A 23,866-nucleotide genomic window follows, 5' to 3' on the forward strand; every position below is an offset into this window, starting at 1 on the left:
CCCATGCTACCCAATGACGAACAACTGCAAATCAGCGAAGCGGCGCGGCAATTTGCCCAGGAGCGGCTTAAACCGTTCGCCGCCGAGTGGGATCGCGATCACCGCTTCCCCACGGAGGCCGTTGGCGAAATGGCCGAGTTGGGCTTCTTCGGCATGCTGGTTCCCGAACAATGGGGCGGTTGCGACACCGGTTACCTGGCCTACGCCATGGCGCTGGAAGAAGTCGCCGCCGGTGATGGCGCCTGCTCGACCATCATGAGCGTGCACAACTCGGTGGGTTGTGTGCCGATCCTCAAGTTCGGCACGGACCCGCAGAAAGAGCAATTTCTCAAGCCTCTGGCCAGCGGCGCCATGCTCGGTGCCTTCGCGCTGACCGAGCCTCAGGCCGGTTCCGACGCCAGCAGCCTGAAAACCCGTGCCCGCCTGGACGGTGACCATTACGTGTTGAACGGCTGCAAACAATTCATCACTTCCGGGCAAAACGCCGGGATCGTGATCGTGTTTGCCGTGACGGATCCGGCGGCCGGCAAGCGTGGCATCAGTGCGTTTATCGTGCCCACCGACTCGCCGGGCTACAAGGTGGCGCGGGTCGAGGACAAGCTCGGCCAACATGCATCCGACACCTGCCAGATTCTCTTCGAGGATGTGAAGGTGCCGGTGGCCAACCGTCTGGGCGAGGAGGGCGAAGGCTACAAGATCGCCCTGGCCAACCTGGAGGGCGGTCGTGTCGGCATCGCCTCGCAGTCGGTGGGCATGGCCCGGGCGGCGTTTGAGGCGGCCCGCGATTACGCCCGCGAGCGCGAAAGTTTCGGCAAGGCGCTGATCGAACACCAGGCGGTCGCCTTTCGCTTGGCGGACATGGCAACCCAGATTGCGGTCGCTCGGCAAATGGTGCACTACGCCGCGGCCCTGCGTGACAGCGGCAAGCCGGCACTGGTGGAAGCGTCCATGGCTAAGCTGTTTGCTTCGGAAATGGCCGAAAAGGTCTGTTCGGCAGCCTTGCAAACCCTCGGCGGCTACGGTTACCTGAGCGACTTTCCCCTGGAGCGGATCTATCGCGATGTGCGGGTCTGCCAGATTTACGAAGGCACCAGCGATATTCAACGCATGGTCATCTCACGCAATCTCTGAGGAGCACTAGATGAGTTACGAAACCATTTTGCTGGACGTTCAGGACCGGGTCGGGCTGATTACCCTGAACCGCCCGCAAGCGCTGAACGCTCTGAACGCGCAGTTGGTCAGTGAAGTGAACCAGGCGCTGGACAGTCTGGAGGCCAATCCCCAGATCGGCTGCATCGTGATCACCGGCTCGAAAAAAGCCTTTGCCGCGGGTGCCGACATCAAGGAAATGGCTGAGCTGACCTACCCGCAGATCTACCTGGACGACCTGTTCAGCGACAGTGACCGCGTGGCCAACCGTCGCAAGCCGATCATCGCGGCAGTCAACGGTTTTGCCTTGGGTGGCGGCTGTGAGCTGGCGCTGATGTGCGACTTCATCCTGGCGGGCGACACCGCCAAGTTTGGCCAGCCGGAAGTCAACCTGGGTGTGCTGCCGGGCATGGGCGGCACCCAGCGCCTGACCCGCGCAGTGGGTAAGGCCAAGGCCATGGAAATGTGCCTCACCGGACGGTTTATTGATGCGGTGGAAGCCGAGCGCTGTGGCATCGTCGCGCGGATCGTGCCGGCGGATGAGTTGCTCGAAGAAGCACTGAAAGTCGCGACATTGATCGCCAGTAAATCAGTGCCCATCAGCATGATGGTCAAGGAAAGTGTCAACCGCGCCTTTGAAGTCAGCCTGTCTGAAGGTGTGCGTTTTGAGCGTCGGGTGTTCCATGCGGCGTTTGCCACACAGGATCAGAAGGAAGGGATGGCGGCGTTCGTGGCCAAGCGCGCGCCGGAGTTCAAAGACAAATAACCCCTGTGGCGAGGGGGCTTGCCCCCGTTGGGCTGCGAAGCAGTCCTAAAACCTGCCTGTTCGGTCTTCCTGAAAGAAAGCAGTCGTTTTATCTGGGGCTGCTCCGCAGCCCAACGGGGGCAAGCCCCCTCGCCACAGGTTCGTTTCGTGCTCGTTATTTATCGAGCAACTGCATCACGGCTTCCGGATACCGCTGGCCCGCCGTGGCATTGGCGGGAAATATCGCCTCCAGTGCCGCCAGCTCTTGCGAACTCAGCTTGACCTCCAGCGCCGCCACATTCTCTTCCAGGTATTTACGCTGCTTGGTCCCCGGAATCGGGATCAGGTAATCCCCCTGTGCCAACACCCATGCCAACGCCAACTGGCCCGCGCTCACACCTTTCTCGGCTGCCAGCGCTTGCACCTGATCCACCATTAACAGGTTCTTCGTAAAGTTCTCGCCCTGAAAGCGCGGGCTGAAGCGACGGTAGTCATCCGCCGCAAAGTCATCCGGGCTTTTCAGCGCGCCAGTCAGAAAACCACGACCCAGCGGGCTGTACGGGACGAAGGCGATCCCCAGGCGTTGGCAGGCCGCCAGGCACCCGTTGTCTTCCTGGTCCCGACTCCACAAGGAGTATTCACTTTGCAGCGCACTGATGGGGTGGACCTTGTGCGCCCGCTCCAGGGTGGCGACCGAGGCTTCGCTCAAGCCCAGGTAACGCACTTTGCCTTGTTTGACCAATTCGGCCATGGCGCCGACGGTTTCCTCGATGGCCACGTCGGGGTCGATGCGGTGCTGGTAGTACAAGTCCAGCGTGTCGATACCCAAGCGTTGCAACGTCCCGTCGATGGACTGACGAATGTATTCCGGCCGCCCATTCACGCCACGTAGCGCCGGGTTGGCCGGGTCACGCACGATGCCGAACTTGCTGGCCAGGAACACCTGGTCGCGCTTGCCGGCAATGGCCTTGCCGATCAGGGTTTCGTTGGTATGGGGACCGTACATGTCGGCGGTGTCGAGGAAGTTGATCCCCAGCTCCAGGGCGCGGTGCAAGGTGGCGGTGGCCTCCGTGGTATCAGTGCCGGTGGTGTAGAAATCAGTCATGCCCATGCAGCCGAGGCCGATGGCGCAAACGTGGGGGCCGTTCTTGCCGAGTTGACGAGTGTGCATGGGTCCAGCTCCGTTGAGGGGGAAGGGTTCCATTGTTCTCCTCGACAAAACCAAGATAAACCGGCTAAAAACGCTATCACTATTAGTAAATTCTAAATAATCCATTGAGGAGGCCATCCCATGGGCCGTTTCAACGCCATGCGGGTCTTTACGCGGATTGTCGAATTGGGCGGGTTCGCCAAGGCGGCCGACAGCCTGCAACTGCCGCGTGCGTCGGTGACGATTCTGATCAAGCAGTTGGAAGCGCATTTGGGCGTGCAACTATTGCAACGTACCACGCGCCAGGTCAGCCCGACCCTGGACGGCGCTGCCTACTATCAACGCTGCGTCAGCCTGTTGGCGGACCTGGAGGAAACCGAAGCAGTGTTCTCCACCAGCCGTCGCAACCCGCGCGGCACGTTGCGTCTTGATATGCCGGCGGGAATCGGGCGATTTATCGTGATTCCGGCATTGCCCGAGTTCACCGCACGCTACCCGCAGATCGACCTGGAAATCGGCCTCAATGACCGTCCTGTAGACCTGATCCGCGAAGGCGTGGATTGCGTCTTGCGCGGCGGCCTGGCCCTGGACGAATCACTGGTGGCAAGGCCGCTGGCGATGATGGATCAAGTGACCTGCGCCAGCCCCGATTACCTGCTGCGCGTGGGTGTGCCCAGCAACCTGGACGAGCTGGCCGGCCATCAAGTCGTCGAGTATTTCTCCAGCGCCAGCGGTAAGCGCTACGGTCTGGAATTCCAGATAGACAACGAAATACGTCTGGTAGACCTGCCCAAGAAGATCGCCGTCAACAGTGCCGATGGCTATCTGGCGGCGTGTGCGGCCGGTTATGGGCTGGTGCAGACGCCGTATTATCATGCCAGGCGCGAACTGCAGGCGGGCACCCTGGTGGAGGTGCTGCCGGCCCTGCTGCCGCCGCCATTGCCGTTGACCGCGCTGTACCCGCCGCATCGCCAGTTGTCCCAGCGGGTGCGTGTGTTTGTGGATTGGCTGGTGGAGCTGTGCAACCGCCCGGGCAATGGGTTGCAGCGTTATCCTTGAGCCTTTCGATAGGCGCCGGGTTGTTGTCCGGTGACCTTGTGGAAGGCCCGGGTAAACGCCGCCACTGATTGATACCCCACCGCCAGCGAAACATCCGCCACCGTCTGGTTGCTCTTGAACAACTGGCAGGCGTGACGCATGCGCATCATCAACAGCACCTGCCCCGGTGATTGCCCGCACAGTTCATTGAACCGCTTGAAAAACGCCGAACGGGACAAGCCCGTACAGGTCGCCATGCTCTCCAGGCTCCATGGCTCGGCCGGGTGGGCGATCAATCGCTCCAGCAGGCCGGCAAACGCCGGTTGTCGAGCCAGCGCCGCCAAGCCGCCGAGGTCGGTGTTGTCCACCACCTGTTGGCGCAACACATAGAGAAACAACAGGTGGCAGAGGCGCTCCAGCAGTGCCGAGGACGGCGCGGGTTTGCGCTGGCATTCCTGCAGAATCAGTTCGAACAGGTTGCGTGCGGCCACCAGTGATGGGTCGCCGGCCCGCAGGATGATCCAGTTGGGCAGGGCGTCCACAATCATCGCCGACAAGCCCGAATGAAAGTGAAAGAAGCCGCACACCAGGCCCACACCGTCGGTGGCTTCGGCATCGAGTGGCAGCATCGGGCGGCGCGGGCATTGTCGGGCGCCCTCGGCGGTGGCCTCGCTGGACAGCCGAAAGCCCAGGTCTTGCAGTAGAAACAGGGCGTCGCCGTTGTTCAACAGCACCGGGGTGTCATTGCCGTCCACATGCAGCCAACACTGCCCCTGTACCACCAGGTGAAAACTGGCGTTGGCCAGACCGTGGGTACTGGCATGCCAGCCGCCGCAGTAGCGACCGACGTGGAACAGGCTGGTATCGAGTTCGAGGCTATCTAATAACCAATCGAGGAGTGAATTGGACGAATTCATCTAATGGAAAGACTCTAGAGCAAGTAATCGCTACTTTAGACTATTGAGAGGTTTTTTTATAACCAACAGACTTGGAGCACGAATCAATCAGGAGACCACTCCATGTCCCGTGTACCCATGCTGACCCTGGAAACCGCACCGGAAGCGGCCAAACCGTTCCTCGAAAATGCCCTCAAGGGTTCTGGTTTCATCCCTAATCTGCTGGCGGTGCTGGCCAATGCTCCGGCCGCGCTGGAAACCTACGTCACCGTCTCCGGCCTCAACGCCAAGGCTGAACTGAGTTTGGCGGAAAGGGAAGTGGTGCAATTGATTGCCGCGACTACCCATGGTTGCGATTTCTGCGTCGCTGGGCACACGGCGGTCGCGCGTAACAAGGCCAAGCTCTCGGAGGAAGTGATCGATGCCCTGCGCAAGCGCGGGGAGCTGCCCAACGAGCGTTATGAGACACTGGCCGCCTTTACCCGGGAAGTGATCGCCACCCGTGGTGATGTCAGCAACGTTGGTTACGAACAATTCCGTGCAGCCGGTTACACGGACGGTCATGCTCTGGAAGTTATTCTGGGTGTCAGCCTGGCCACGCTGTGTAACTTCGCCAATGTGTTTGCCCGTACCCCGCTGAACCCGGAACTGGCGCAATACCGTTGGGAAAAACCTGTCGGCTGAAGCTGCTCGAGGCGCTGAGGTAGAAGCGGCGCGTTGGCGCCAGCACTGGTAAACATGCTGTAACAAGGAGAGATACCCATGCTTGACCCTATCTTGAGCCGCTGGCTCGATGTTCAAGCGCAAGCCCTGGATGTGGGCAGTTGCGATCCACAAGAAGTGTTGCCACGGCTGGCAGAAGCCAATGTATTACGAATCGGTGTACCGAAAAGCCTCGGCGGCCTGGGCGGTGACGTGGCCGGTGCCGTAGAAGCCATCGCCGATGTGGCCAGTCATTCCCTGGCGGCGGCCTTTGTTTGCTGGGGACAGCGATCGTTTATCGAGTACCTGCTACTGAGCCCCAATGAGCGCCTGCGCGAACAGCTGCTGCCGGACCTGCTCAGCGGCAAACTCGCCGGGGCCACCGGGCTTTCCAACGCGATGAAATTTCTTTCCGGCATCGAGACCTTGCAGATCAATGCCGAGCCGACTGATGACGGCTGGACCTTCAACGGCCGCCTGCATTGGGTGACCAACCTGCGCAAGAACGGCTTTGTAGTGGCCGCCGCGATCGAACATAACCAGGGCGGTACGCCCTTCATCATGGCAATCCCCGACTCGGTGGCTGGCCTGCAACGTTCCCGTGACCTGGAACTGCTCGGCCTGCAATCGAGCAACACCGCTGCCCTTGGCCTGGAAGGCGTTGAGTTGAGCCGCCACTGGCTGCTGCATGAAGATGCCCGCAAGTTCCTGCCGGCGGTACGTCCAGCCTTCCTTGGCTTGCAATGCGGCATGGCCATCGGCCTGGCCCGGCGCTCCCTGGCGGAGGTGGCCAATCATCTGGGCTCCAGTCGTACGGTCTTGCGTGAGGAATTGGAGGCGCTGCGGGCGACCCTGGATCATCTGGTCACCGAGCTCAAGCAAGGGTTGTTGTCCGGCCGCTTCGGTGCCGAGCCTGCACCGCTGTTCCGCTTGCGCATCGCCCTGGCGGAAACCGTCGCCAGCGCGGTGCAACTTGAGCTACAGGCCAGCGGCGGCAAAGCCTACCTGACCGCCCACGGTAGCGGCTTTGCCCGGCGCTGGAGAGAGTCGGCATTTGTGCCGATTGTCACGCCTAGCCTGGTGCAGTTGCGCACCGAGTTGGCACGTCAGGCCGCCTTATGAGTCAGGCGGTCTTGCAGGCTCAGGGGATCTGCCTGGGTTACGCCAGCGGACCGGTACTGGAAGGTTTCGACCTGCAACTGCAGCCCGGCGAAGTGGTGTCGATCCTCGGCCCCAGCGGTGTTGGCAAATCCAGCCTGCTGCGGGTACTCGCTGGTTTGCAGGCGCCCCAGGGCGGCAGCATCCGCCTGCTCGGCGAGCCGTTGGATGGCCCACACCCACGGGTGGCGGTGGCGTTTCAGGACCCCAGCCTGCTGCCGTGGTTAAGCCTGGAAAAAAACGTCGCCTTCGGCCTGGACTTCGCCCGCCAGCCGCACTTGAGTGGTGAAGAGCGCCGTGCCCGGGTGGACCACGCCATTGCCGCCGTTGGCCTGGAGCACGCCCGCTTGCAGTTCCCGGCGCAACTGTCCGGCGGCATGGCCCAGCGCACGGCGCTGGCTCGCTGCCTGGCCCGCCAGCCCCAGGTGTTGCTGCTGGATGAGCCCTTTGGCGCCCTGGATGAAGTGACCCGTGCCGACATGCAACACCTGCTGCTCAAGGTCAACCGCGAGCAAGGTTCGGCAGCGGTACTGATTACCCACGACATCGATGAAGCGCTGCTGCTTTCCGATCGGATTCTGCTACTGGGTAACCGCCCGGCGCGAACCCTGGGAGAATGGCGCATCGACCTGCCGCAACCGCGGGAAGAGCAGGTCGAGGAAATCGGTGCCCTGCGTATCGACATTCTCAAAACCCTACGGCGGGCGAGCCGCCCTTCACCCCATACCCCTGAACTGCTGGAGCCTCAACATGTGTCTGGATGACCTGACCCACTCGCGCCGTGACTTTCTCAAACTCTCGGCCGTTCTCAGCGCGGCCGGCGCTTTGCCGCTGCTGAGCAGCCTGCAAGCTCGCGCGGCGGCCGAACCGGACGCACCGGTGCGCATCGGTTACCTGCCGATCACCGACGCCACACCGTTGCTGGTCGCTCATAACAACGGCTTGTTCGAAGCCGAAGGCATCAAGGCCGAACGTCCGGTGCTGCTGCGCAGTTGGGCTCAGGTGATCGAGGCGTTTATCTCGGGCCAGGTCAACGTGATTCACCTGTTGTCGCCGATGACCATCTGGGCGCGCTATGGCAGCAAGGTGCCGGCCAAAGTGGTGGCGTGGAACCATGTGGGCGGCTCGGGCCTGACCGTGTCGCCAGGCATTACCGATGTGAAGCAGTTGGGCGGCAAATCCGTGGCGATTCCGTTCTGGTACTCGATCCACAACGTGGTGGTGCAGCAACTGTTTCGCGACAACGGCCTGACCCCGGTCAGCCGCGCCGCCGGCAGCAACCTGGCGGCCAACGAGGTCAACCTGATCGTGTTGCCGCCGTCGGACATGCCGCCGGCGCTGGCCAGCAAACGTATCGACGGCTATATCGTCGCCGAGCCGTTCAACGCCCTGGCGGAGAACCTCAATGTCGGACGCGTGCAGCGTTTCACCGGCGATGTGTGGCGCAATCACGCGTGCTGCGTGGTGTTCATGCATGAGCACGACCTGACCAATCGCCCGGAATGGTCACAGAAGGTGGTCAATGCCATCGTCAAGGCGCAGGTATGGACCCGTGATAACCGCGAAGAAGCGGTGAAGCTACTGTCCAAGGACGGTCCGAATCGCTACACCCCGCACGCTGAACCGGTGTTGAGCAAAGTGTTAGCGCCGCCGGCCAGCGACCGCGCAACCTATCTGGCCGATGGCGCCATCCAGCACGCCAATTGGGATGAGCACCGTATCGACTTCCAACCGTACCCGTTTCCCAGCTACACCGAGGAACTGGTACGTCGCCTGAAAGACACGCTGATCGAAGGCGACAAGCGCTTTCTCGCTGACCTGGACCCGGCGTTCGTTGCCAAGGACCTGGTGGATGACCGCTTTGTGCGCAAGGCCATCGAAGCGGTGGGCGGCATGAAAACCTTCGGCTTGGCCGACAGCTTTGAGCGCAGCGAGGAGATTGGCGTTTGAACAACGGCAAAACCGTGGTGTGGCCGGGCTGGTTGCTCGGCATCACCGGATTGGCAGGGTTGTTGTTGCTCTGGTGGCTGGGGGTGACCGTGTTTGGCGAGGCGGGTGGCTTGTCTGCGCGGTTCTCGTTGTCGGCCACCCTGACCAGTTTGTGGGAGCTATTGGGGCGCAGCGAGCTGTACCTGCATATCGCCGTCAGCCTCAAGCGGATCTTTGTAGGGTTGTTCCTGGCCTTGCTGGTGGGCGTGCCGTTGGGTTTGCTGGTGGGCAGTTCGCGCAACCTGGAGGCGGCCACCACGCCGGCGTTCCAGTTCTTACGGATGATTTCACCGCTGTCGTGGATGCCTATCGTGGTGATGCTGATGGGGGTAGGGGACCAGCCGATCTATTTCCTGCTGGCCTTCGCCGCTGTCTGGCCGATCCTGCTCAATACGGCGGCCGGTGTGCGTCAGTTGGACCCGCGCTGGCTGCAACTGAGCAAAAGCCTGAGCGCCACGCGCTGGGAAACCTTGCGTCGGGTGATTATTCCCGGGGTGATGGGGCATGTGCTGACCGGCGTGCGCCTGGCCATCGGGATCCTGTGGATCGTGCTGGTGCCGTGCGAGATGCTCGGGGTCAGTGCGGGGTTGGGTTACTACATCCTCGACACCCGTGATCGGCTGGCCTATTCAGAGCTGATGGCGATGGTGTTGCTGATCGGGCTGCTGGGTTTTGCTTTGGATGCGTTTGCAAGGTGGTTGCATCAGCGCTGGGTGCATGGCGCGAACAATTAGGAACCTGAAGTGACAAACAAACCCGATTGAATATCGGGTTTGTTGTTTATGCCGCGTGAACAGCGATGGTAGTACCCCGGTCCGCCATCGCTATAACGATGGTCATGGTCATGCCAGCCGCCCCCGTGGGGGAAGATGATGCAGCCGCTCATGCTCAACATGATCAGCAGGGGAATCAGCAGTGTGATTCGACGGAGCATTTGTAAATCCTCTAGGGTTCTCACAAGTTCAATCAGGCGCAAGACAAGCCAAAGCTTTTCATCGCCTGTAACATGAGACCCCGACAACCCCGCGCCATCCCCGTAACCGGGTATGCGCTTGGCATGGTTGTGGATACAAAGTGGATACATATCTTCAAGTTCAGGAACCCGTCATGACCCAGTCGCAACGTTTGAAATACTCGATTCTGATTTCCCTGGTCGTCCTGGGGACGATGTTTGGCCTGTCCTATTTGCAGAACACCGGGGCTATCAGCGAAAAAACATTCCAGTACATCGCCATTGGCGTGGCGGTGGTCGTGGTGGTGATCAACGGCGTCATGCGCCGCAAGGTCAAGCCCAACGCTTGAGTCAGGCGTGACCTTCGAGGACCTTGGCAGCCTGCTCGTGCAGGCTGTAGCTTTTATCGGCATTGAGGGTGATCACGCCCTCGCTGCACAGGCGCTTGAGCACCTCGCGCACGCTGAGAAACGACAGCGGGATGCCCAGATCCAGTAAATGGCTGTGCACCCCTCGAACACCCAGGGTGCGCTGGTTGTCGGCGGCAGTGAGGAGGGCGTCGATGACCTTCAGCCGGATCAGGCTGGTACGCAGGCCAAAACACTTGAGCAAGTAGCGAATGCGCTGGTTGCCGTGTCGCTCCAGCTCCTTGCCGAACGCTTGGGCGCCGGTGCCAAAAGCAGCATCGTGCGTTGATGGGTGACCTTCCGTGGGCCGTTGCGGGTTGTACATGCAAAACTCCTTTTCAGAGCCTGATCAGGAAAATGATGGCGCTCTTAGTGACTAAGACGAACGAGCAGCGCAAATCATGAAGCGCAACATGTAGAAAGTTTGTCGGTATCAGGTCTGTGATATGTGAACGCCGGCGAATAAACGCCTGTGCCCGCTAAATTATTCCCGCTTTTTACGTCTCTACTGGAAGGTCGCGGTGGTCTGTTGGGCCACGTCGTATTTTTTCCGGGTTGAGTGTGGAGTCAGCGTGAATATTTCCAACGGATTGTGCAGGGTATGTGTAGCGGGGGTATGCCTCGGTTTGAGCCTTTCAGTGTCGGCCCGGGTACAGGTCAGCGAGGCGAAGGCCGAGATTCGCCGTACCGGTTTTGGTGTCCCGCACATTCGTGCCAATGATGAGCGCGGTCTGGGTTACGGTATTGGCTACGCCTACGCCCAGGACAATCTGTGCCTGCTGGCCAACGAAGTGGTAACCGTGAACGGTGAGCGCGCCCGGTATTTTGGTGCCGAGAAATCGACCCTGGAGCGGCGTAACAATCTCACCAGCGATGTGTTCTTTACCTGGCTCAATACGCCCGAGGCGGTCTCGGCATTCTGGAAGGCTCAGGCCCCACAGATGCAGCAGCGGATCGAAGGTTATGTCGCAGGCTACAACCGTTATTTGAAAGAACGCACGGCCACCGGCCTGCCCGAGCAGTGCCAAGGCGCCTGGGTGCGGGCTATCACTCCCGAGGACGTGGTCAAGTTGACTCGACGGTTACTGGTGGAAGGTGGTGTCGGTCAGTTCGCCGAAGCCCTGGCAGGCGCCACGCCTCCTCAAACCACAGCGGGTTCGCAGCCTGACACCCAGGCGTTTGAAGTCGCGGCCGCCAATCAACAGCGGTTTGCCCTCGATCGCGGCAGTAACGCGGTGGCGGTGGGGCGCGACCGTTCGTTCAACGGCCGTGGCATGTTGTTGGCCAACCCGCATTTTCCCTGGGTCGGCGGTATGCGTTTCTATGAAATGCACCTGACCATTCCCGGTCAACTGGACGTGATGGGCGCTGCCTTGCCGGGGTTGCCGGTGATCAATATCGGCTTTAACCAGCATGTGGCCTGGACCCACACAGTGGACACCTCCAAGCACTTCACCTTGTACCGCTTGACCCTGGACCCGAAAGATCCGACCCGCTACCTGTTGGACGGAAAGTCTTTGCCGATGGAAAAAACCACCCTTGCAGTGCAAGTGAAAACCGCTGATGGCAGCACCAGGAGCGAGTCGCGTACGGTCTACAGCTCGCAGTTCGGCCCGGTGGTGCAATGGCCGGGCAAGTTGGATTGGAACAACCAATATGCGTTCAGCCTGCGTGACGCCAACCTGGGTAACGACCGGGTGCTGCAGCAGTGGTATGCGATGAACCGCGCCGACAGCCTCAATGAATTGCAAACCTCCGTGCATACGCTGCAAGGGATCCCGTGGGTGAACACCCTGGCGGCGGATGATCAGGGCCAGAGCCTGTATATGAACCTGTCGGTGGTGCCTAACGTCAGCGCGAAGAAACTGGCGCAATGCAGCGACCCGCGTGCGGGCCTGCAATTGATCATGCTCGATGGCTCTCATAGCGCTTGCGCCTGGGACGTGGATCCGCGTGCGGCGCAGGCGGGTATTTTCCCCGCCGACCAATTACCGCAGCTTGCGCGCACGGATTATGTGCAGCACTCCAATGACTCGGCATGGATGGTCAACCCCAAGGCGCTGCTGACAGGGTTCTCACCCGTGATCAGCCAGGACAAGATCGCCTTGGGGCCACGTGCACGCTTCGCTTTGCAGCGCTTGCAGGCGCTGGATAAGCAACCGATCACCCCCACCGACTTGCAGCACATGGTCATGGATAATCAGGTGTACCTCGCCAGCCAAGTCATGCCGGATGTGCTGAAGTTCTGCGAGCAGGACCTGGGCGCTGATGCCGTCACTTTGCAATCGGTGTGCACCAGCCTGAAAAACTGGGACCAGAAAGCCAATCTTGAAAGCGGCCTGGGCCTTGTGCACTTCATCAACCTGTTCAAACAGATGCAGCAAGTGCCTGAGGCGTGGCAAGTCAGTTTCGACCCGGCGCAGCCGCTCACCACGCCGCGTGGGCTGGCCATCGACCGGGCTCCGGTGGCCAAGGCGCTGCGTGAGGCCATGTTGGCGTCCGCGGCTGAGGTGACAAAACTTGGGTTGAACCAGAACAGCCGTTGGGGTGATGTTCAGGTGTCCGGCAAGATCCCGCTCCACGGCGGGCCGCAAGAACTGGGTATTTATAACGCGATGCAGAGCGTGCCTCGGGAAGACGGCAAACGTGAAGTGATCAGTGGCAGCAGCTACTTGCAGATTGTCACCTTCGACGACCAGGGGCCGCGTGCTGATGGGGTGTTGGCGTTCTCGTTGTCCAGCGACCCGGCTTCGCTGTATTCGAAGGACCAGACCCAGGCGTTTTCGCAGAAGACGTTGAGCCCGCTGCCCTTTACCGAGCAGCAGATCAAGGCGGATCCGCAGTATCAACTACAGGTGATCAGCGAGCAGAGCCAATAAGCAGCTGCTCGACGGCTGAGAACGCCTTGGCACGGCGTTCCTCCCAATCCCCTCGGATCACCCGCAGTGGCTGCTGGTGTTGCTCCAGCCATTCTCGGCTTGCCTGGAAAAACGCCAGGCGATCCGTCAGCTCCGGTTGGCAGCGCTGCCCATCTTCCGCCCAGCCAACGTCTTCGGGGGACAGCAGCAGGTGCAGGTCGTAGTGACGAGCCAGCAACTCACTGTCGAGCCATTTCGGGTAGTCGCCAAACAGTGTCAGGCTCCACAACTTGTTGGTCAGCAGGTTCGTATCGAGGATCAACAGCGCAGGCTGTTTGGCGCGAGCCGCGTCTTCCCAGGCCAACTGGCCGTGGGCAATGTCCGGGATATCGTCCAGGGTGGTATCGCGCTGGTGGTGATCGATGAAATAGCGCACATATTCCCCGACCATCAGGCCACCAAAATGCGCCTGTAATTCACCGGCCAACCAGCTTTTACCACTGGATTCGGGGCCGGCCATGACCACTACCTTCATACCTGCAACGCCGGGTCAGCGCGCCATTCCCGCCAGCCTTGCACGGCAATCACGGTGAACAGGGCATACAGTGCGGCGGTGAGGTACAGGCCTTTGTAGAGGAACAAGCCGACAAAGATCACGTCCACGGCAATCCACAACGGCCAGCACTGCACGCGTTTCTGCGCCATCCACATTTGCGCCACCAGGCTGAAACCGGTCAGTGCTGCGTCCAGCCAAGGCTGCGCAGCGTCGGTCCAGTGGGCCATGGCAGCCCCCAGTAGCAGGCTGCCCACGGCGCCGATGGCCAGGCTCAGGAGGATCGATTGCAGTCCGAGGCTGGTGACCTGGCGGCCTTGCTTGACCTCACCGGCCCGGGTCCATTGCCACCAACCGTAGAGTTGCAGGGCGGCGTAGACCACTTGCAGCAACATGTCGGAATACAGCTTCACATCGAAGAACACCCAGGTGTACAGCAATACCATGACCAGGCCGATGGGCCAGCACCAAGGGTTCTGTTTGACTGTCAGCCAGACGGCGATCACCCCCAGCGCGGCGGCAAACAGTTCAAGCCCGGACATTGGGGTTCCTTGGGGAAGTGGCAGAGGGCGCCGATTGTAACCAAACAAGCGCCCTTATAGGCATGGGTATCTCTACATCTTTGCGGACGGCATTTGGCGCCCGGATACCTAAGGCTGGGAATCCTTGACCAGATGCAGAAGCACGTAGGGGTCCTTGTCAAACTGTCCAATCAGCACCGGAGACAACGAACGCAGGCGTGGATCAGTCAGCGCTTCAAAATCAACCTGACTCATCACCAGCCAGGCCGGTGCCTGGATGAGCGTCAGATCGCCAGGCTGCTGGGTAAACAACGGCACCCGGTCACAATCAAGGTTGACCATGAACTTGATCGCTTTCGCGTCCTTGCCCAACGCATGCAGCACAATCGGCGCCGGTTGCGCCTTGATCAACGTATGAGCCTGAACCGTAAAGGTGCGAGTGTCATACAGGCTGCGCTGCAGCGGCTCGACCATCACGATATAGGTGGCCCACACCGCCAACACCGCACCGAAGGCCGGGCCCAGGTAGCGCAGGCGTGGTTTGAACAGCAGCCCCAGGCTCAGCACCTGGAGCGCTATCAAAATCCCGAAGATGGGGTTGAGGCTGCCCAAATCCTTGGCGAAGCGATGACGAGCCACGAACAGCCCCGCGATCAACAGCCCCGGGATCAGCGTCCACAGCCCCAGCATCAGAACTCGCAGCGAGGCGAACAACCGTCCCTGAGCCACCTGGAACGGATAAGCCGCAATGATCGCCGCCATGGGCAACATTGGCAGCACGTAACGGGTTTTTTTCGCCTGCGGAACCGACAGGCCAATCATCACGATCAAACCGGCAGCCGCGCAATACAGCACCAATTGCAAAGCAGGATCCACCGGCCGACGACCACCCGCCAGTACCCCAATCAGTACCAATACCGCCATGGGATAGGCCAGGGCATAGTTGCCCATGGAACTGGTGAAGTAATACAGCAACGGGCTGGCGCCTTCGGTGCCATCCATGCGGCCGAGGAACTGCATGCGGATGACTTCCCGCATGAGCGGTTCGCCGCCGCTGAGCTTGGCCAGCAAGAGCAACAGACTGCTGCACGCTGCCAGCAACGCCAGGGCCAACAGGCCGAAGGTGAACAGTTGGCGCCACTGCCGATTGATCAGGTAATAGCTGCAAAGCATGCCCGTCGGAATCACCAGGCCGATGGGACCTCGAATGGCAAACCCCAGGATGACCAACAGCAAAAGCCAGTGCAGGCGTTTGCTGGCACCGAAGTGATCATGGGCATAAGCCAGATAGAACACGGTCAGGGCCACCGCGGCCAGCATCTGATCGAGCGACACCGCACGGGTTTCGCTGATGAAGGTGCTGCTGAGCAACAGCAATGCAACGCTCAGCAACGCCCAGCGCGGGGAGTAGGGCGCTGTCAGCCGGTAGATCAGCGTCACGATCACGACCGAAGCAATCGCTGTCGGCAGCCACGCGGTGAAGCTGGTCACCTCACCAAACGGTAGCGACAGCAGCCAGACAAACAGCGTCGAGGTCGCCGAGTAGTCGGCATAGGGTTGGCCATAGGTGGTAGGGAAAAACCCCGGGCCATGGCGCAGCATTTCCTGGGCGAAGAGCACGAAGCGTGAATCAAAGCCAATGATTGCCTGGTTCCAGTTACCGGCGACAAACAGGATCAACGCCAGGAGCCCCAGCCCCAATGAGTGTCGGCGAATTGTCGGACTGAGCAGGGGCTGGAGAGCTTTATCCACGGTTTACGCTTCCTTGACCGCAGACACCCATTGCTGTTGCGGAATCGGCAGGTTGCACGAGTCACCACGGCCTATCGGGAAGTACTGGAAACCTTTACGTGCCAGGCGTTCGCCGTCGTACAGGTTGCGCCCGTCGAAGATCACCGGCGTTTTGAGGCGCCCGTGAATAAAATCGAAATCCGGAGCCTTGAATTGCTGCCATTCGGTGCAGATGATCAGGGCGTCGGAACCATTCAGGGTCGATTCCGGTGTGCCCATCAGCATCAGGCGCGGGTCGTCGCCGTACAAACGTTGGGTTTCCTGCATGGCTTCGGGGTCAAACGCCCGAACATTGGCGCCGGCCGCCCACAGGGCTTCCATCAGCACCCGGCTTGGCGCATCGCGCATGTCGTCGGTGTTGGGCTTGAACGCCAAACCCCACAGGGCGAAGGTCTTGCCGCGCAGCTCACCCTTGAAGAAAGCATTGATGCGTTCGAACAGCTTGCTCTTCTGCCGCTGGTTGATGGCTTCCACCGCTTCGAGCAGGTCACTGGAGCAGTTGGCTTCCTTGGCACTGTGGATCAGGGCGCGCATGTCCTTGGGGAAGCACGAGCCGCCATAACCGCAGCCCGGGTAGATAAAGTGGTAACCGATGCGCGAGTCGGCGCCGATGCCCAGGCGTACAGCTTCGATGTCGGCGCCCAGGTGTTCCGCCAGTTCGGCAATTTGGTTGATAAAGCTGATCTTGGTGGCCAGCATGCAGTTGGCGGCGTACTTGGTCAGCTCGGCGCTGCGCAGGTCCATGAAGATGATGCGGTCATGGTTGCGGTTGAACGGTGCATACAGATCGCGCATCACCTCGCGCACTTCTTCGCGCTCGCAGCCGATGACGATACGGTCTGGACGGCGGCAATCGGCGACGGCCGAGCCTTCCTTGAGGAATTCCGGGTTGGAGACGATATCGAACTCAAGGCTGCGTCCGGCCGCGTGCAGGACTTTTTCCATATGTGCGCGCAGCGTATCGCCAGTGCCGACAGGCACGGTTGATTTCTCCACCAGGATGACCGGTGCGACGCGGTGACGGGCGACGGCATCGCCCACCGACAGCACGTATTTCAGGTCTGCCGAACCGTCTTCATCCGAAGGCGTGCCCACGGCAATGAACAGCACTTCACCATGCTCGACAGCGAGCTTCTCGTCATAGGTGAATTGCAGGCGCTTGCTCTCGAGGTTTTCCTTGACCATGGCCGCAAGCCCTGGCTCGAAGATGCTCACGTGGCCTTGTTGCAGCAACTGGACCTTTTTCTCGTCAACATCCATGCAGATGACATCGTGACCAACTTCGGCCAGTACGGTGGCCTGTACCAGGCCGACGTAACCACTACCAAATACACTGATTTTCATGGGGCATTCCTGGGACTTGTGGTGCTAGCACGACGAGAGTTGATAGTCAGGACACCGAAGATGACCAAGGCCACCCCCGCCGTTTTAGAAAGTGAAAAGTGCTCGTTGAATACCGGCAGGCTGGCAGCCAGCAGGTACACCAGCGCATAGCTGATGCTCAGCAGCGAATAGGCACGGCCCAAGGGCAGGTCCCGCAGGGCGCCCAGCCAGCAGAGCATCGACAGGGCATAGGCGATGATCGCCAGGATCACCACACCCAGCGCACCGAGGTCGATGGCGCCGCTGTTGAGAGCATTCAGCCACTCGGCGGGCAACGGCAGGCGGGTCATGCTCCAGCGCATGCCCAACTGGGCGCTGCTGACCAACGCAACGCTGCCCAGGGCCAAGGCAAAACCGCGAACCCGGCTCATACCTGGCGCCCCAGCAACACGACACCGGCAATCACCAAGGCCACGCCCAGCCAGTGCCGACCGTCAATGGGTTCATGAAAGACAAAGCGCGCTACCAACGTCACCAGCACAAAGTTCAGGCTGAGCATGGGGTAGGCGACACCGACTTCCATGCGTTGCAACACCAGCAGCCACACCAGCAAACCCAGGCCCAGGCAGATCAGTGCCGACCACAGCCACGGGGAGCGCAATTTGGCTGCCCAACCATCGGGCTGGTCGCGCCAGCGCTCGACGGCAAACTTCTGGGACACCTGGCCCATACAGGTCAACAGGCAGGCCGCCAGCAACAGGAGCAAGGAGGTCATGGCGCACTCTGCGGGAAAAACAGGATCACGAGATTGCCCTGCTCGTAGCGCTTGCCATCCTGGGGCAGCAAGTCCACTTCGCGCTGCTCATCGTCGCCCTTGACCCGCATGACGACACCCACCGGGCCTTGTTTGCGCGCATCCGTCATCCATTGCTGGACTTCGGCGGTATCGATCTGGCGATAGGCAGTATCCGGGAAGGCGATGCCGTATTTCACTTCACCGACGGTGTTGTAGAGCATGATTTGCGGGTGGGCCAGGCGCCAGGACAAGGCGGAGGCGGCCCCCAGATCGTTGCTCAGCAGTTGTGTGGCCTGCTTGAACTCCGGGATGTGATCAATGATGAACTGGTCGGGGGTCTTGTTATAAACCACCGAGTGAGGCAGCGCGGCCGGAACCAGTGCCACCAGCAGCCAGGTGCCAACCACCGGTGCGGCCCACAGGTGCAACGGACGAGCCGCTTGCAGCAGGTTGGCGATGATCCAGCCGAACAGGAACACGAACACCAGCACCAGGCTCAGCCACTCTTCGTTGTGTTCGTACACCGGCTTCTTCAGTTGGAACCAAGTCAGGGCCAGCAACGCCAGCACGCCGAGGATCAGGTTCAGCCAACCGTTGATACGCAGCACACGACCACGGGCCTGCGCCAGTTTGTCCGCCAGGGTATTGCCCATCAGCAGGGCCAGGGGCACCAGGCACGGCATGATGTAGGACGGCAGTTTGCCTTTGGCCAGGCTGAAGAACGCCAGGGGCATCAACCACCAGAGCAGCAGGTAGGCGGTCTTGTGTGTACGTTTTTCCTGCCACGCCTGTTTCAGGGTCGACGGCAGCAAGGCCATCCACGGCAGACAGAACACGGCCAGCAGCGGCAGGTAATACCAGATGGGCTCTGCGTGCTGGGCATCGTCACCGGCAAAGCGCTGGATGTGCTCGTGCCAGAAAAAGAAGTTCCAGTAGTCCGGTTCCTGGACATGCACGGTCAGCGCCCAAGGCAGGCTCACGACAATTGCCACCACCACGGCCACCAGGCCATAGCCCAGCAACTCACGAAAGCGTTTGTGCCAGATCGCGTAGGGCAGGGCGATCAGTACCGGCAGCAACCAGGCCAGGAAACCCTTGGTCATGAACCCCATGCCACAGGCGAAACCCAACAGGGCCCAGGACCACAACTTGCCCCGACGTGTCGTGCTGTCGAAACAGAACCACAAGGCGGCGCCCGTCAGGTTGACCCAGAAGGTGAACTGCGGATCCAGGTTGGCATAGCCACCCAGAAACGCCACGCTGACAAAACTCATGTACAGCACGGCGCTGGCCAGGCTCTTGCGCGGGTCGTTCCACAGCCGCCGGGCCACGAAATACACCAGCAGGATGCTCAAGCCGGTGCTCAGGGCCGAGGCGAAGCGCACGCCGAACAGGTTCTGGCCAAAAATTGCCTGGCCCAGCGCGATCATCCAGTAGCCGGCCGCCGGTTTTTCGAAGTAGCGGATGCCCATGAAGTGCGGCGATGCCCACTTGCCGGTCAGCAGCATTTCCTGGCTGATTTGCGCATAGCGTGTTTCGTCGGGAATCCACAGGCCATGGGTGGCCAGCGGCAGCAGGTAGAACACACCAAAAGCCAACAGGAGCAGGGGCAAGGCCCAACGGCGGATCATGCCTGTTGCACTCCCAGCCAACCCTCACGACCACTCAATGCACCGCGCACCAGCTGTTGCTGGGGCAGGGTGGCAAGGTCGGCGGGTAACAGGTTACCCAACGGTTGGAAGTTAATGCCGCGCTGCCCAGCCTGAGCCAGCAACTGACGAAACTCATCGGCCATCAGAATCCCTTCTACTTCTGCGTGGATCGTATAGACGTTCAACTTCGATTCGGTAAACCGATCAAGGATGTAGGCATTGAAATCTTTGGCAGCCACCACCGGCCCGACGACTTCGTCGAAGGTCGGCAGGTCCACCGGAATTTGTGGGGTACCAGCGCTGCCATCGGCCAGGGTTGGTCGAAACAGGCTGTCACCGCGGCAATCACTGTTGTAGCGGAAATTGAAACCTTGCTTGGCTTGCACCACGCGCTCATCGGCACGCCAGCCGGCGGCCGCCGAGCAGTCCACGCGATCACCCAGAATGTCGCTCAAGGTGTCGACGCCACGGCGAATCTGCTCGATCAACTGGGCATCGCTCCAGCGCCCGGTGTTGGCCTGCCAGCCGTGGTGATCCCAGGCGTGCAGGCCCACTTCATGGCCGGCCGCCTTGGCCTGGCACATCAGATGCCCCAGGTCACGGCCAATGGGTTTGCCTGGCCAGGCGGTGCCGGCCAGCAAAATGTCCCAGCCATATAAACCGGCTGCATTGGAGCGCAACATCTTCCACAGAAATTGCGGGCGGATCAGGCGCCACAAATGACGCCCCATGTTGTCCGGCCCGACACTGAAAAAGAACGTCGCCTTGATCCCGGCTTCATCGAGCAGTTCCAACAACTTCGGCACCCCATCACGGGTGCCTCGGTAGGTGTCGACGTCAATGCGTAGACCTGCCTCCATCAGTTGGCTTCTTCGGCAGACTGCGCGATTTCGAGCATGGCCTCGCGCAAGAAGAAGTCCAGAGTGTTGCCGATGGTTTCGCTCATTTCCACGGTTGGCGCCCAGTCCAGCAGGCGCTTGGCGTTTTCGATGCTTGGCTTGCGGTGCGCGACGTCCTGGTAACCGGTGCCGTAGAACGCCTTGCTTTCCACGTCACGGAAACCGGCGAACGGAGGGAAGTTGGCGCGCAGCGGGTGAGCTTCGAACTGACGCAGCAGCTCTTCGCCCAACTGGCGGATGCTCGCTTCGTTGTCCGGGTTGCCGATGTTGATGATCTGACCGTTGCAGACGTCATTGTCGTTGTCGATGATCCGCGCCAGCGCTTCGATGCCGTCGGCGATGTCGGTGAAGCAGCGCTTCTGCTCGCCACCGTCGAACAGGCGGATCGGCGTACCTTCCACCAGGTTCAGAATCAGTTGGGTAATGGCCCGGGAGCTGCCGATACGCGCCGAGTCCAGGCGGTCCAGACGCGGGCCCATCCAGTTGAACGGACGGAACAGGGTGAAGTTCAGGCCCTTGGCGCCGTAAGCCCAGATCACCCGGTCCAGCAGTTGCTTGGAGACCGAGTAGATCCAGCGCTGCTTGTTGATCGGGCCGACCACCAGGTTGGAGGTGTCTTCGTCGAAGTTTTCGTCCTGGCACATGCCATAGACTTCGGACGTCGACGGGAAGATCACGCGCTTGTTGTACTTGACGCAGTAGCGAACCAGTTTCAGGTTCTCTTCGAAGTCCAGTTCGAACACGCGCAGCGGGTTACGGGTGTATTCGATCGGGGTGGCGATGGCTACCAGTGGCAGGACCACGTCGCACTTCTTGATGTGGTATTCGATCCACTCGGAGTGAATGCTGATGTCGCCTTCCACGTAATGGAAGTTCGGGTGGCTGCGCAGGCGCTCGATGGCGTCGGAGCCGATGTCCAGGCCGTAGACTTCGTAACGGTCGTCACGCAGCAGGCGCTCGGACAGGTGGTTACCGATAAAACCGTTGACGCCCAGGATCAGCACGCGAGTACGACGCGGCTTGCGACCCGACTCGGCGCCGCGCAGCACGGAACCGTCCACCAGGCCCAACTCATCGGCCAGGGAAGGGCCGGCCAGGTACAGGCCGTTTTCGTTACGTTGACCGAAGGTGATTACCAGCGAGTCTTCACCGCAAGCGATACGCAGCGGGTTGACACTGATCACACGGCCAGGGGCCTGACCTTCGTTGCCTTTGACGACTTCGGCACTCCAGACGATCAGCTTGTGCTCGCCCACGGCGCAGAACGCACCCGGGTACGGCTGGGTAACAGCGCGAACCAGGTTGAACAGTTCTTCAGCCGGCTTTTTCCACTCAATCTTGCCGTCGGCAGCGGTGCGGCGACCGAAGCACGTGGCTTGGCTTTCGTTCTGGGCGGTTTCAGTCAGATTGCCCTGGGCCAGTTGAGGCAGCGCATCACGCAGCAGAGTGCTGGCAGCTTCACGCAGCTTGGCATGCAAAGTCAGGCCGGTGTCGGTGCGTTCGATAGCGACTTTGTGCTGGGCCAGGATCGCGCCGGCATCGGCACGCTTGACCATGCGGTGCAGGGTCACGCCGGTTTCGGTTTCGCCCTTGACCAGCACCCAGTTGGCCGGTGCGCGGCCACGGTATTTCGGCAGCAAGGAGCCGTGCAGGTTGAATGCACCTTTGCTCGCGGTGGCCAGCAGGGCTTCGCTGAGCAGATTGCGGTAGTAGAAGGAGAAGATGTACTCGGGGTTCAGCTTGGCGATGCGCTCGACCCACAGCGGATGGTTGGCGTCTTCCGGTGCGTGCACTGGAATGCCGTTGCGGGCGCACAGCTGTGCCACGGAACCGTAGAAGTTGTTTTCCTTGGGGTCATCGGCATGGGTAAACACGGCGGCGATGTCGTAACCCGCATCGAGCAGGGCTTCAATGCCTGCACAGCCAATATCGTGGTAGGCGAAGACAACAGCTTTTGGATTCATGACGAAACCTGATCGGAAGGAGAAAGGGAGGAATGAGAGGAGCTCAGGCCGTCGACAATGACGGTAGGAGCAGGCACTGCCGGTTGGTTGCGCAGCACTTTTTCAATAAAGAACCGTGGGCGTGCCCGCACGTCGCTGTACATGCGGCCCAGGTATTCACCCAGCAGGCCCATCCCGATGAACTGGCCACCGGTAAACACGAACAATACGGCGAACAGCACAAAGGTACCGTCACCGGCCCAATCGGCACCGAAGGCCAGGCGCATCACGATCAGCGCAAAGGCGAAGATCATGCCCAGGGCCGCCAGGCTGAAACCCACGATGCTCAACAGGCGCAAGGGCGTGGTGGTCATGCAGGTCAGCAGGTCGAACATCAGGCTGATCAGGCGCATCGGGCTGTATTTGGACTCGCCATGTTCACGCTCGGCGTGATGCACCAGGATTTCCGTGGTGTGGCGGGCGAAGCTGTTGGCCAGGATCGGGATAAAGGTGCTGCGCTCGCGGCAGGCCAGCATCGCGTCGACGATGGTGCGGCGGTAAGCGCGCAGCATGCAGCCGTAGTCACTCATGGCAACGCCGGTGGAGCGCTGCACCGCCAGGTTGATCAGGCGTGAAGGCCAGCGGCGGAAGGCCGAGTCCTGGCGGTTGTTGCGAACGGTGGCAACCACGTCGTAGCCCAGGGCGGCTTGCTCGACCAGGCGCGGGATTTCTTCCGGCGGGTTTTGCAGGTCAGCGTCGAGGGTGATCACCACGTCACCGCGGCAGTGCTCGAAGCCCGCCATGATGGCGGCATGTTGGCCGTAGTTACGGTTGAGGATCACCGCCACCACGTTGCTGTCGGGTTCGGCTGCCGCGTCCTCCAGCAGTTGGGCGCTAGTGTCGCGGCTACCGTCGTCCACCAGGATGATTTCGTATTCATAAGCCAACTGCTTGCAGGCGGCGCTGGTGCGACGCAGTAGTTCGGGCAGGCTCTGTTCTTCGTTGTAGACCGGGATAACGATCGACACGCAATGAATTGGGTAGGGTTTCAAAGATTCATTACCTCGGGTTTAGAGCAAGTTAGAGCTTGAGAACAAGGGCAATCAACAGGCATAGATCGTCCACGCTGATTAAACATCGAGAGCTTTCATGACAGTCATGAGCGGTTCCTGGTGGGTCTGGTAAAGCCTTCCGTGAGAATCAAGAGTAAAGCTGAAAAAACTCAAAGATAAAGCCGAATCAACAGGTTAGTCATCAAGATGCAGTTTGTTCTCAAATCCTGCGGCCAAGATTAAGCGCAAAAATGTATAACGAATATGAAACGCAGATGAAAAACTCGTTTAT

Annotated in this window: 24 protein-coding genes; 10 read left to right on the top strand and 14 right to left on the bottom strand. The window is 60.5% G+C overall.

Going from position 1 to position 23,866, the window contains the following annotated elements; translation table 11 throughout:
- Positions 1–3: 3 nt before the first annotated feature.
- Positions 4–1,131 (top strand): acyl-CoA dehydrogenase, encoded by a 1,128-nt coding sequence (locus J7E41_RS12220; protein ID WP_214993220.1) that lies wholly within the window; start codon positions 4–6, stop codon positions 1,129–1,131.
- A 10-nt stretch (positions 1,132–1,141) separates the two neighbouring features.
- Positions 1,142–1,915: an enoyl-CoA hydratase gene (locus tag J7E41_RS12225; RefSeq protein ID WP_214993221.1), complete on the top strand. Its 774-nt coding sequence runs from the start codon at positions 1,142–1,144 to the stop codon at positions 1,913–1,915.
- Between the two features lie 154 nt (positions 1,916–2,069).
- Here J7E41_RS12225 and J7E41_RS12230 read toward each other — a convergent pair whose 3' ends face one another.
- Positions 2,070–3,065, bottom strand: coding sequence for an aldo/keto reductase (locus tag J7E41_RS12230; protein WP_214993222.1), 996 nt, complete (start codon positions 3,063–3,065; stop codon positions 2,070–2,072).
- 120 nt (positions 3,066–3,185) lie between these two features.
- On the opposite strand from J7E41_RS12230, the gene J7E41_RS12235 reads away from it, so the two are divergent.
- Positions 3,186–4,103 carry a LysR family transcriptional regulator gene (locus J7E41_RS12235; protein WP_214993223.1) on the top strand — a complete coding sequence of 306 codons (918 nt, stop codon included), beginning with the start codon at positions 3,186–3,188 and terminating at the stop codon, positions 4,101–4,103.
- On the opposite strand, the gene J7E41_RS12240 is transcribed toward J7E41_RS12235, so the two are convergent.
- Complete coding sequence (locus J7E41_RS12240) at positions 4,094–4,999, bottom strand: AraC family transcriptional regulator (RefSeq protein WP_214993225.1); 906 nt, start codon at positions 4,997–4,999, stop codon at positions 4,094–4,096. The genes J7E41_RS12235 and J7E41_RS12240 overlap by 10 nt on opposite strands.
- A gap of 102 nt (positions 5,000–5,101) precedes the next feature.
- Between J7E41_RS12240 and J7E41_RS12245 the strand changes: the two genes are divergently transcribed.
- The 5 genes from J7E41_RS12245 (at position 5,102) to J7E41_RS12265 (ending at position 9,561) form a co-directional block, all read left to right on the top strand.
- Complete coding sequence (locus J7E41_RS12245; RefSeq protein ID WP_214993227.1) at positions 5,102–5,662, top strand: carboxymuconolactone decarboxylase family protein; 561 nt, start codon at positions 5,102–5,104, stop codon at positions 5,660–5,662.
- A gap of 78 nt (positions 5,663–5,740) precedes the next feature.
- A complete protein-coding gene (locus J7E41_RS12250; RefSeq protein ID WP_214993229.1) occupies positions 5,741–6,802 on the top strand; it encodes an acyl-CoA dehydrogenase family protein in 1,062 nt (353 codons plus the stop codon).
- A complete protein-coding gene (locus tag J7E41_RS12255) occupies positions 6,799–7,602 on the top strand; it encodes an ABC transporter ATP-binding protein (protein ID WP_214993230.1) in 804 nt (267 codons plus the stop codon). Before J7E41_RS12250 ends, J7E41_RS12255 begins: the two co-directional genes overlap by 4 nt.
- On the top strand, positions 7,589–8,788 hold the full coding sequence (locus J7E41_RS12260; RefSeq protein ID WP_214993231.1) for an ABC transporter substrate-binding protein: 1,200 nt from the start codon (positions 7,589–7,591) through the stop codon (positions 8,786–8,788). The genes J7E41_RS12255 and J7E41_RS12260 overlap by 14 nt, the downstream gene beginning before the upstream one ends.
- Before the next feature lie 14 nt (positions 8,789–8,802).
- The gene (locus tag J7E41_RS12265) at positions 8,803–9,561 is read left to right on the top strand and encodes an ABC transporter permease (RefSeq protein ID WP_214993662.1); all 759 of its coding nucleotides are present in this window, start codon (positions 8,803–8,805) and stop codon (positions 9,559–9,561) included.
- On the opposite strand, the gene J7E41_RS12270 is transcribed toward J7E41_RS12265, so the two are convergent.
- Positions 9,558–9,761 (bottom strand): hypothetical protein, encoded by a 204-nt coding sequence (locus J7E41_RS12270; protein ID WP_214993677.1) that lies wholly within the window; start codon positions 9,759–9,761, stop codon positions 9,558–9,560. The two genes, J7E41_RS12265 and J7E41_RS12270, sit on opposite strands and share 4 nt — an antisense overlap.
- Before the next feature lie 173 nt (positions 9,762–9,934).
- Here J7E41_RS12270 and J7E41_RS12275 point away from each other — a divergent pair, with 173 nt between their 5' ends.
- Complete coding sequence (locus J7E41_RS12275; protein WP_214993232.1) at positions 9,935–10,129, top strand: hypothetical protein; 195 nt, start codon at positions 9,935–9,937, stop codon at positions 10,127–10,129.
- A gap of 1 nt (position 10,130) precedes the next feature.
- On the opposite strand, the gene J7E41_RS12280 is transcribed toward J7E41_RS12275, so the two are convergent.
- Positions 10,131–10,511 carry a fe2+ zn2+ uptake regulation protein gene (locus J7E41_RS12280; protein ID WP_214993233.1) on the bottom strand — a complete coding sequence of 127 codons (381 nt, stop codon included), beginning with the start codon at positions 10,509–10,511 and terminating at the stop codon, positions 10,131–10,133.
- A gap of 247 nt (positions 10,512–10,758) precedes the next feature.
- Between J7E41_RS12280 and pvdQ the strand changes: the two genes are divergently transcribed.
- Positions 10,759–13,065, top strand: coding sequence for a bifunctional acylase PvdQ (gene pvdQ / locus J7E41_RS12285; RefSeq protein ID WP_214993234.1), 2,307 nt, complete (start codon positions 10,759–10,761; stop codon positions 13,063–13,065).
- On the opposite strand, the gene J7E41_RS12290 is transcribed toward pvdQ, so the two are convergent.
- From J7E41_RS12290 to arnC, 10 genes are all read right to left on the bottom strand, one after another.
- Positions 13,046–13,579 (bottom strand): AAA family ATPase, encoded by a 534-nt coding sequence (locus J7E41_RS12290; protein WP_214993236.1) that lies wholly within the window; start codon positions 13,577–13,579, stop codon positions 13,046–13,048. The genes pvdQ and J7E41_RS12290 overlap by 20 nt on opposite strands.
- Entirely contained in the window at positions 13,576–14,139 is a 564-nt protein-coding gene (pnuC, locus tag J7E41_RS12295; RefSeq protein ID WP_214993238.1) for a nicotinamide riboside transporter PnuC, read from the bottom strand. The genes J7E41_RS12290 and pnuC overlap by 4 nt, the downstream gene beginning before the upstream one ends.
- A 108-nt stretch (positions 14,140–14,247) precedes the next feature.
- Positions 14,248–15,870, bottom strand: a complete 1,623-nt coding sequence (locus J7E41_RS12300; RefSeq protein WP_214993239.1) for an ArnT family glycosyltransferase — start codon at positions 15,868–15,870, stop codon at positions 14,248–14,250.
- 3 nt (positions 15,871–15,873) lie between these two features.
- On the bottom strand, positions 15,874–17,253 hold the full coding sequence (locus J7E41_RS12305) for a UDP-glucose dehydrogenase family protein (protein WP_214993240.1): 1,380 nt from the start codon (positions 17,251–17,253) through the stop codon (positions 15,874–15,876).
- A complete protein-coding gene (gene arnF, locus J7E41_RS12310; RefSeq protein WP_214993241.1) occupies positions 17,250–17,663 on the bottom strand; it encodes a 4-amino-4-deoxy-L-arabinose-phosphoundecaprenol flippase subunit ArnF in 414 nt (137 codons plus the stop codon). Before arnF ends, J7E41_RS12305 begins: the two co-directional genes overlap by 4 nt.
- Complete coding sequence (arnE, locus tag J7E41_RS12315; RefSeq protein ID WP_214993242.1) at positions 17,660–18,007, bottom strand: 4-amino-4-deoxy-L-arabinose-phosphoundecaprenol flippase subunit ArnE; 348 nt, start codon at positions 18,005–18,007, stop codon at positions 17,660–17,662. The genes arnF and arnE overlap by 4 nt, the downstream gene beginning before the upstream one ends.
- Positions 18,004–19,659 carry a lipid IV(A) 4-amino-4-deoxy-L-arabinosyltransferase gene (arnT, locus tag J7E41_RS12320; protein ID WP_214993243.1) on the bottom strand — a complete coding sequence of 552 codons (1,656 nt, stop codon included), beginning with the start codon at positions 19,657–19,659 and terminating at the stop codon, positions 18,004–18,006. The genes arnE and arnT overlap by 4 nt, the downstream gene beginning before the upstream one ends.
- Positions 19,656–20,540 carry a 4-deoxy-4-formamido-L-arabinose-phosphoundecaprenol deformylase gene (gene arnD / locus J7E41_RS12325; protein ID WP_214993245.1) on the bottom strand — a complete coding sequence of 295 codons (885 nt, stop codon included), beginning with the start codon at positions 20,538–20,540 and terminating at the stop codon, positions 19,656–19,658. Before arnD ends, arnT begins: the two co-directional genes overlap by 4 nt.
- Positions 20,540–22,543: a bifunctional UDP-4-amino-4-deoxy-L-arabinose formyltransferase/UDP-glucuronic acid oxidase ArnA gene (gene arnA, locus J7E41_RS12330; protein WP_214993247.1), complete on the bottom strand. Its 2,004-nt coding sequence runs from the start codon at positions 22,541–22,543 to the stop codon at positions 20,540–20,542. Before arnA ends, arnD begins: the two co-directional genes overlap by 1 nt.
- Positions 22,540–23,574 (bottom strand): undecaprenyl-phosphate 4-deoxy-4-formamido-L-arabinose transferase, encoded by a 1,035-nt coding sequence (gene arnC / locus J7E41_RS12335; protein WP_214993249.1) that lies wholly within the window; start codon positions 23,572–23,574, stop codon positions 22,540–22,542. The genes arnA and arnC overlap by 4 nt, the downstream gene beginning before the upstream one ends.
- Between the last annotated feature and the right edge of the window lie 292 nt (positions 23,575–23,866).

Origin of the sequence: Pseudomonas fluorescens (assembly GCF_018614655.1) — a bacterium.
Taxonomy (GTDB): Bacteria; Pseudomonadota; Gammaproteobacteria; order Pseudomonadales; family Pseudomonadaceae; genus Aquipseudomonas; species Aquipseudomonas fluorescens_BX.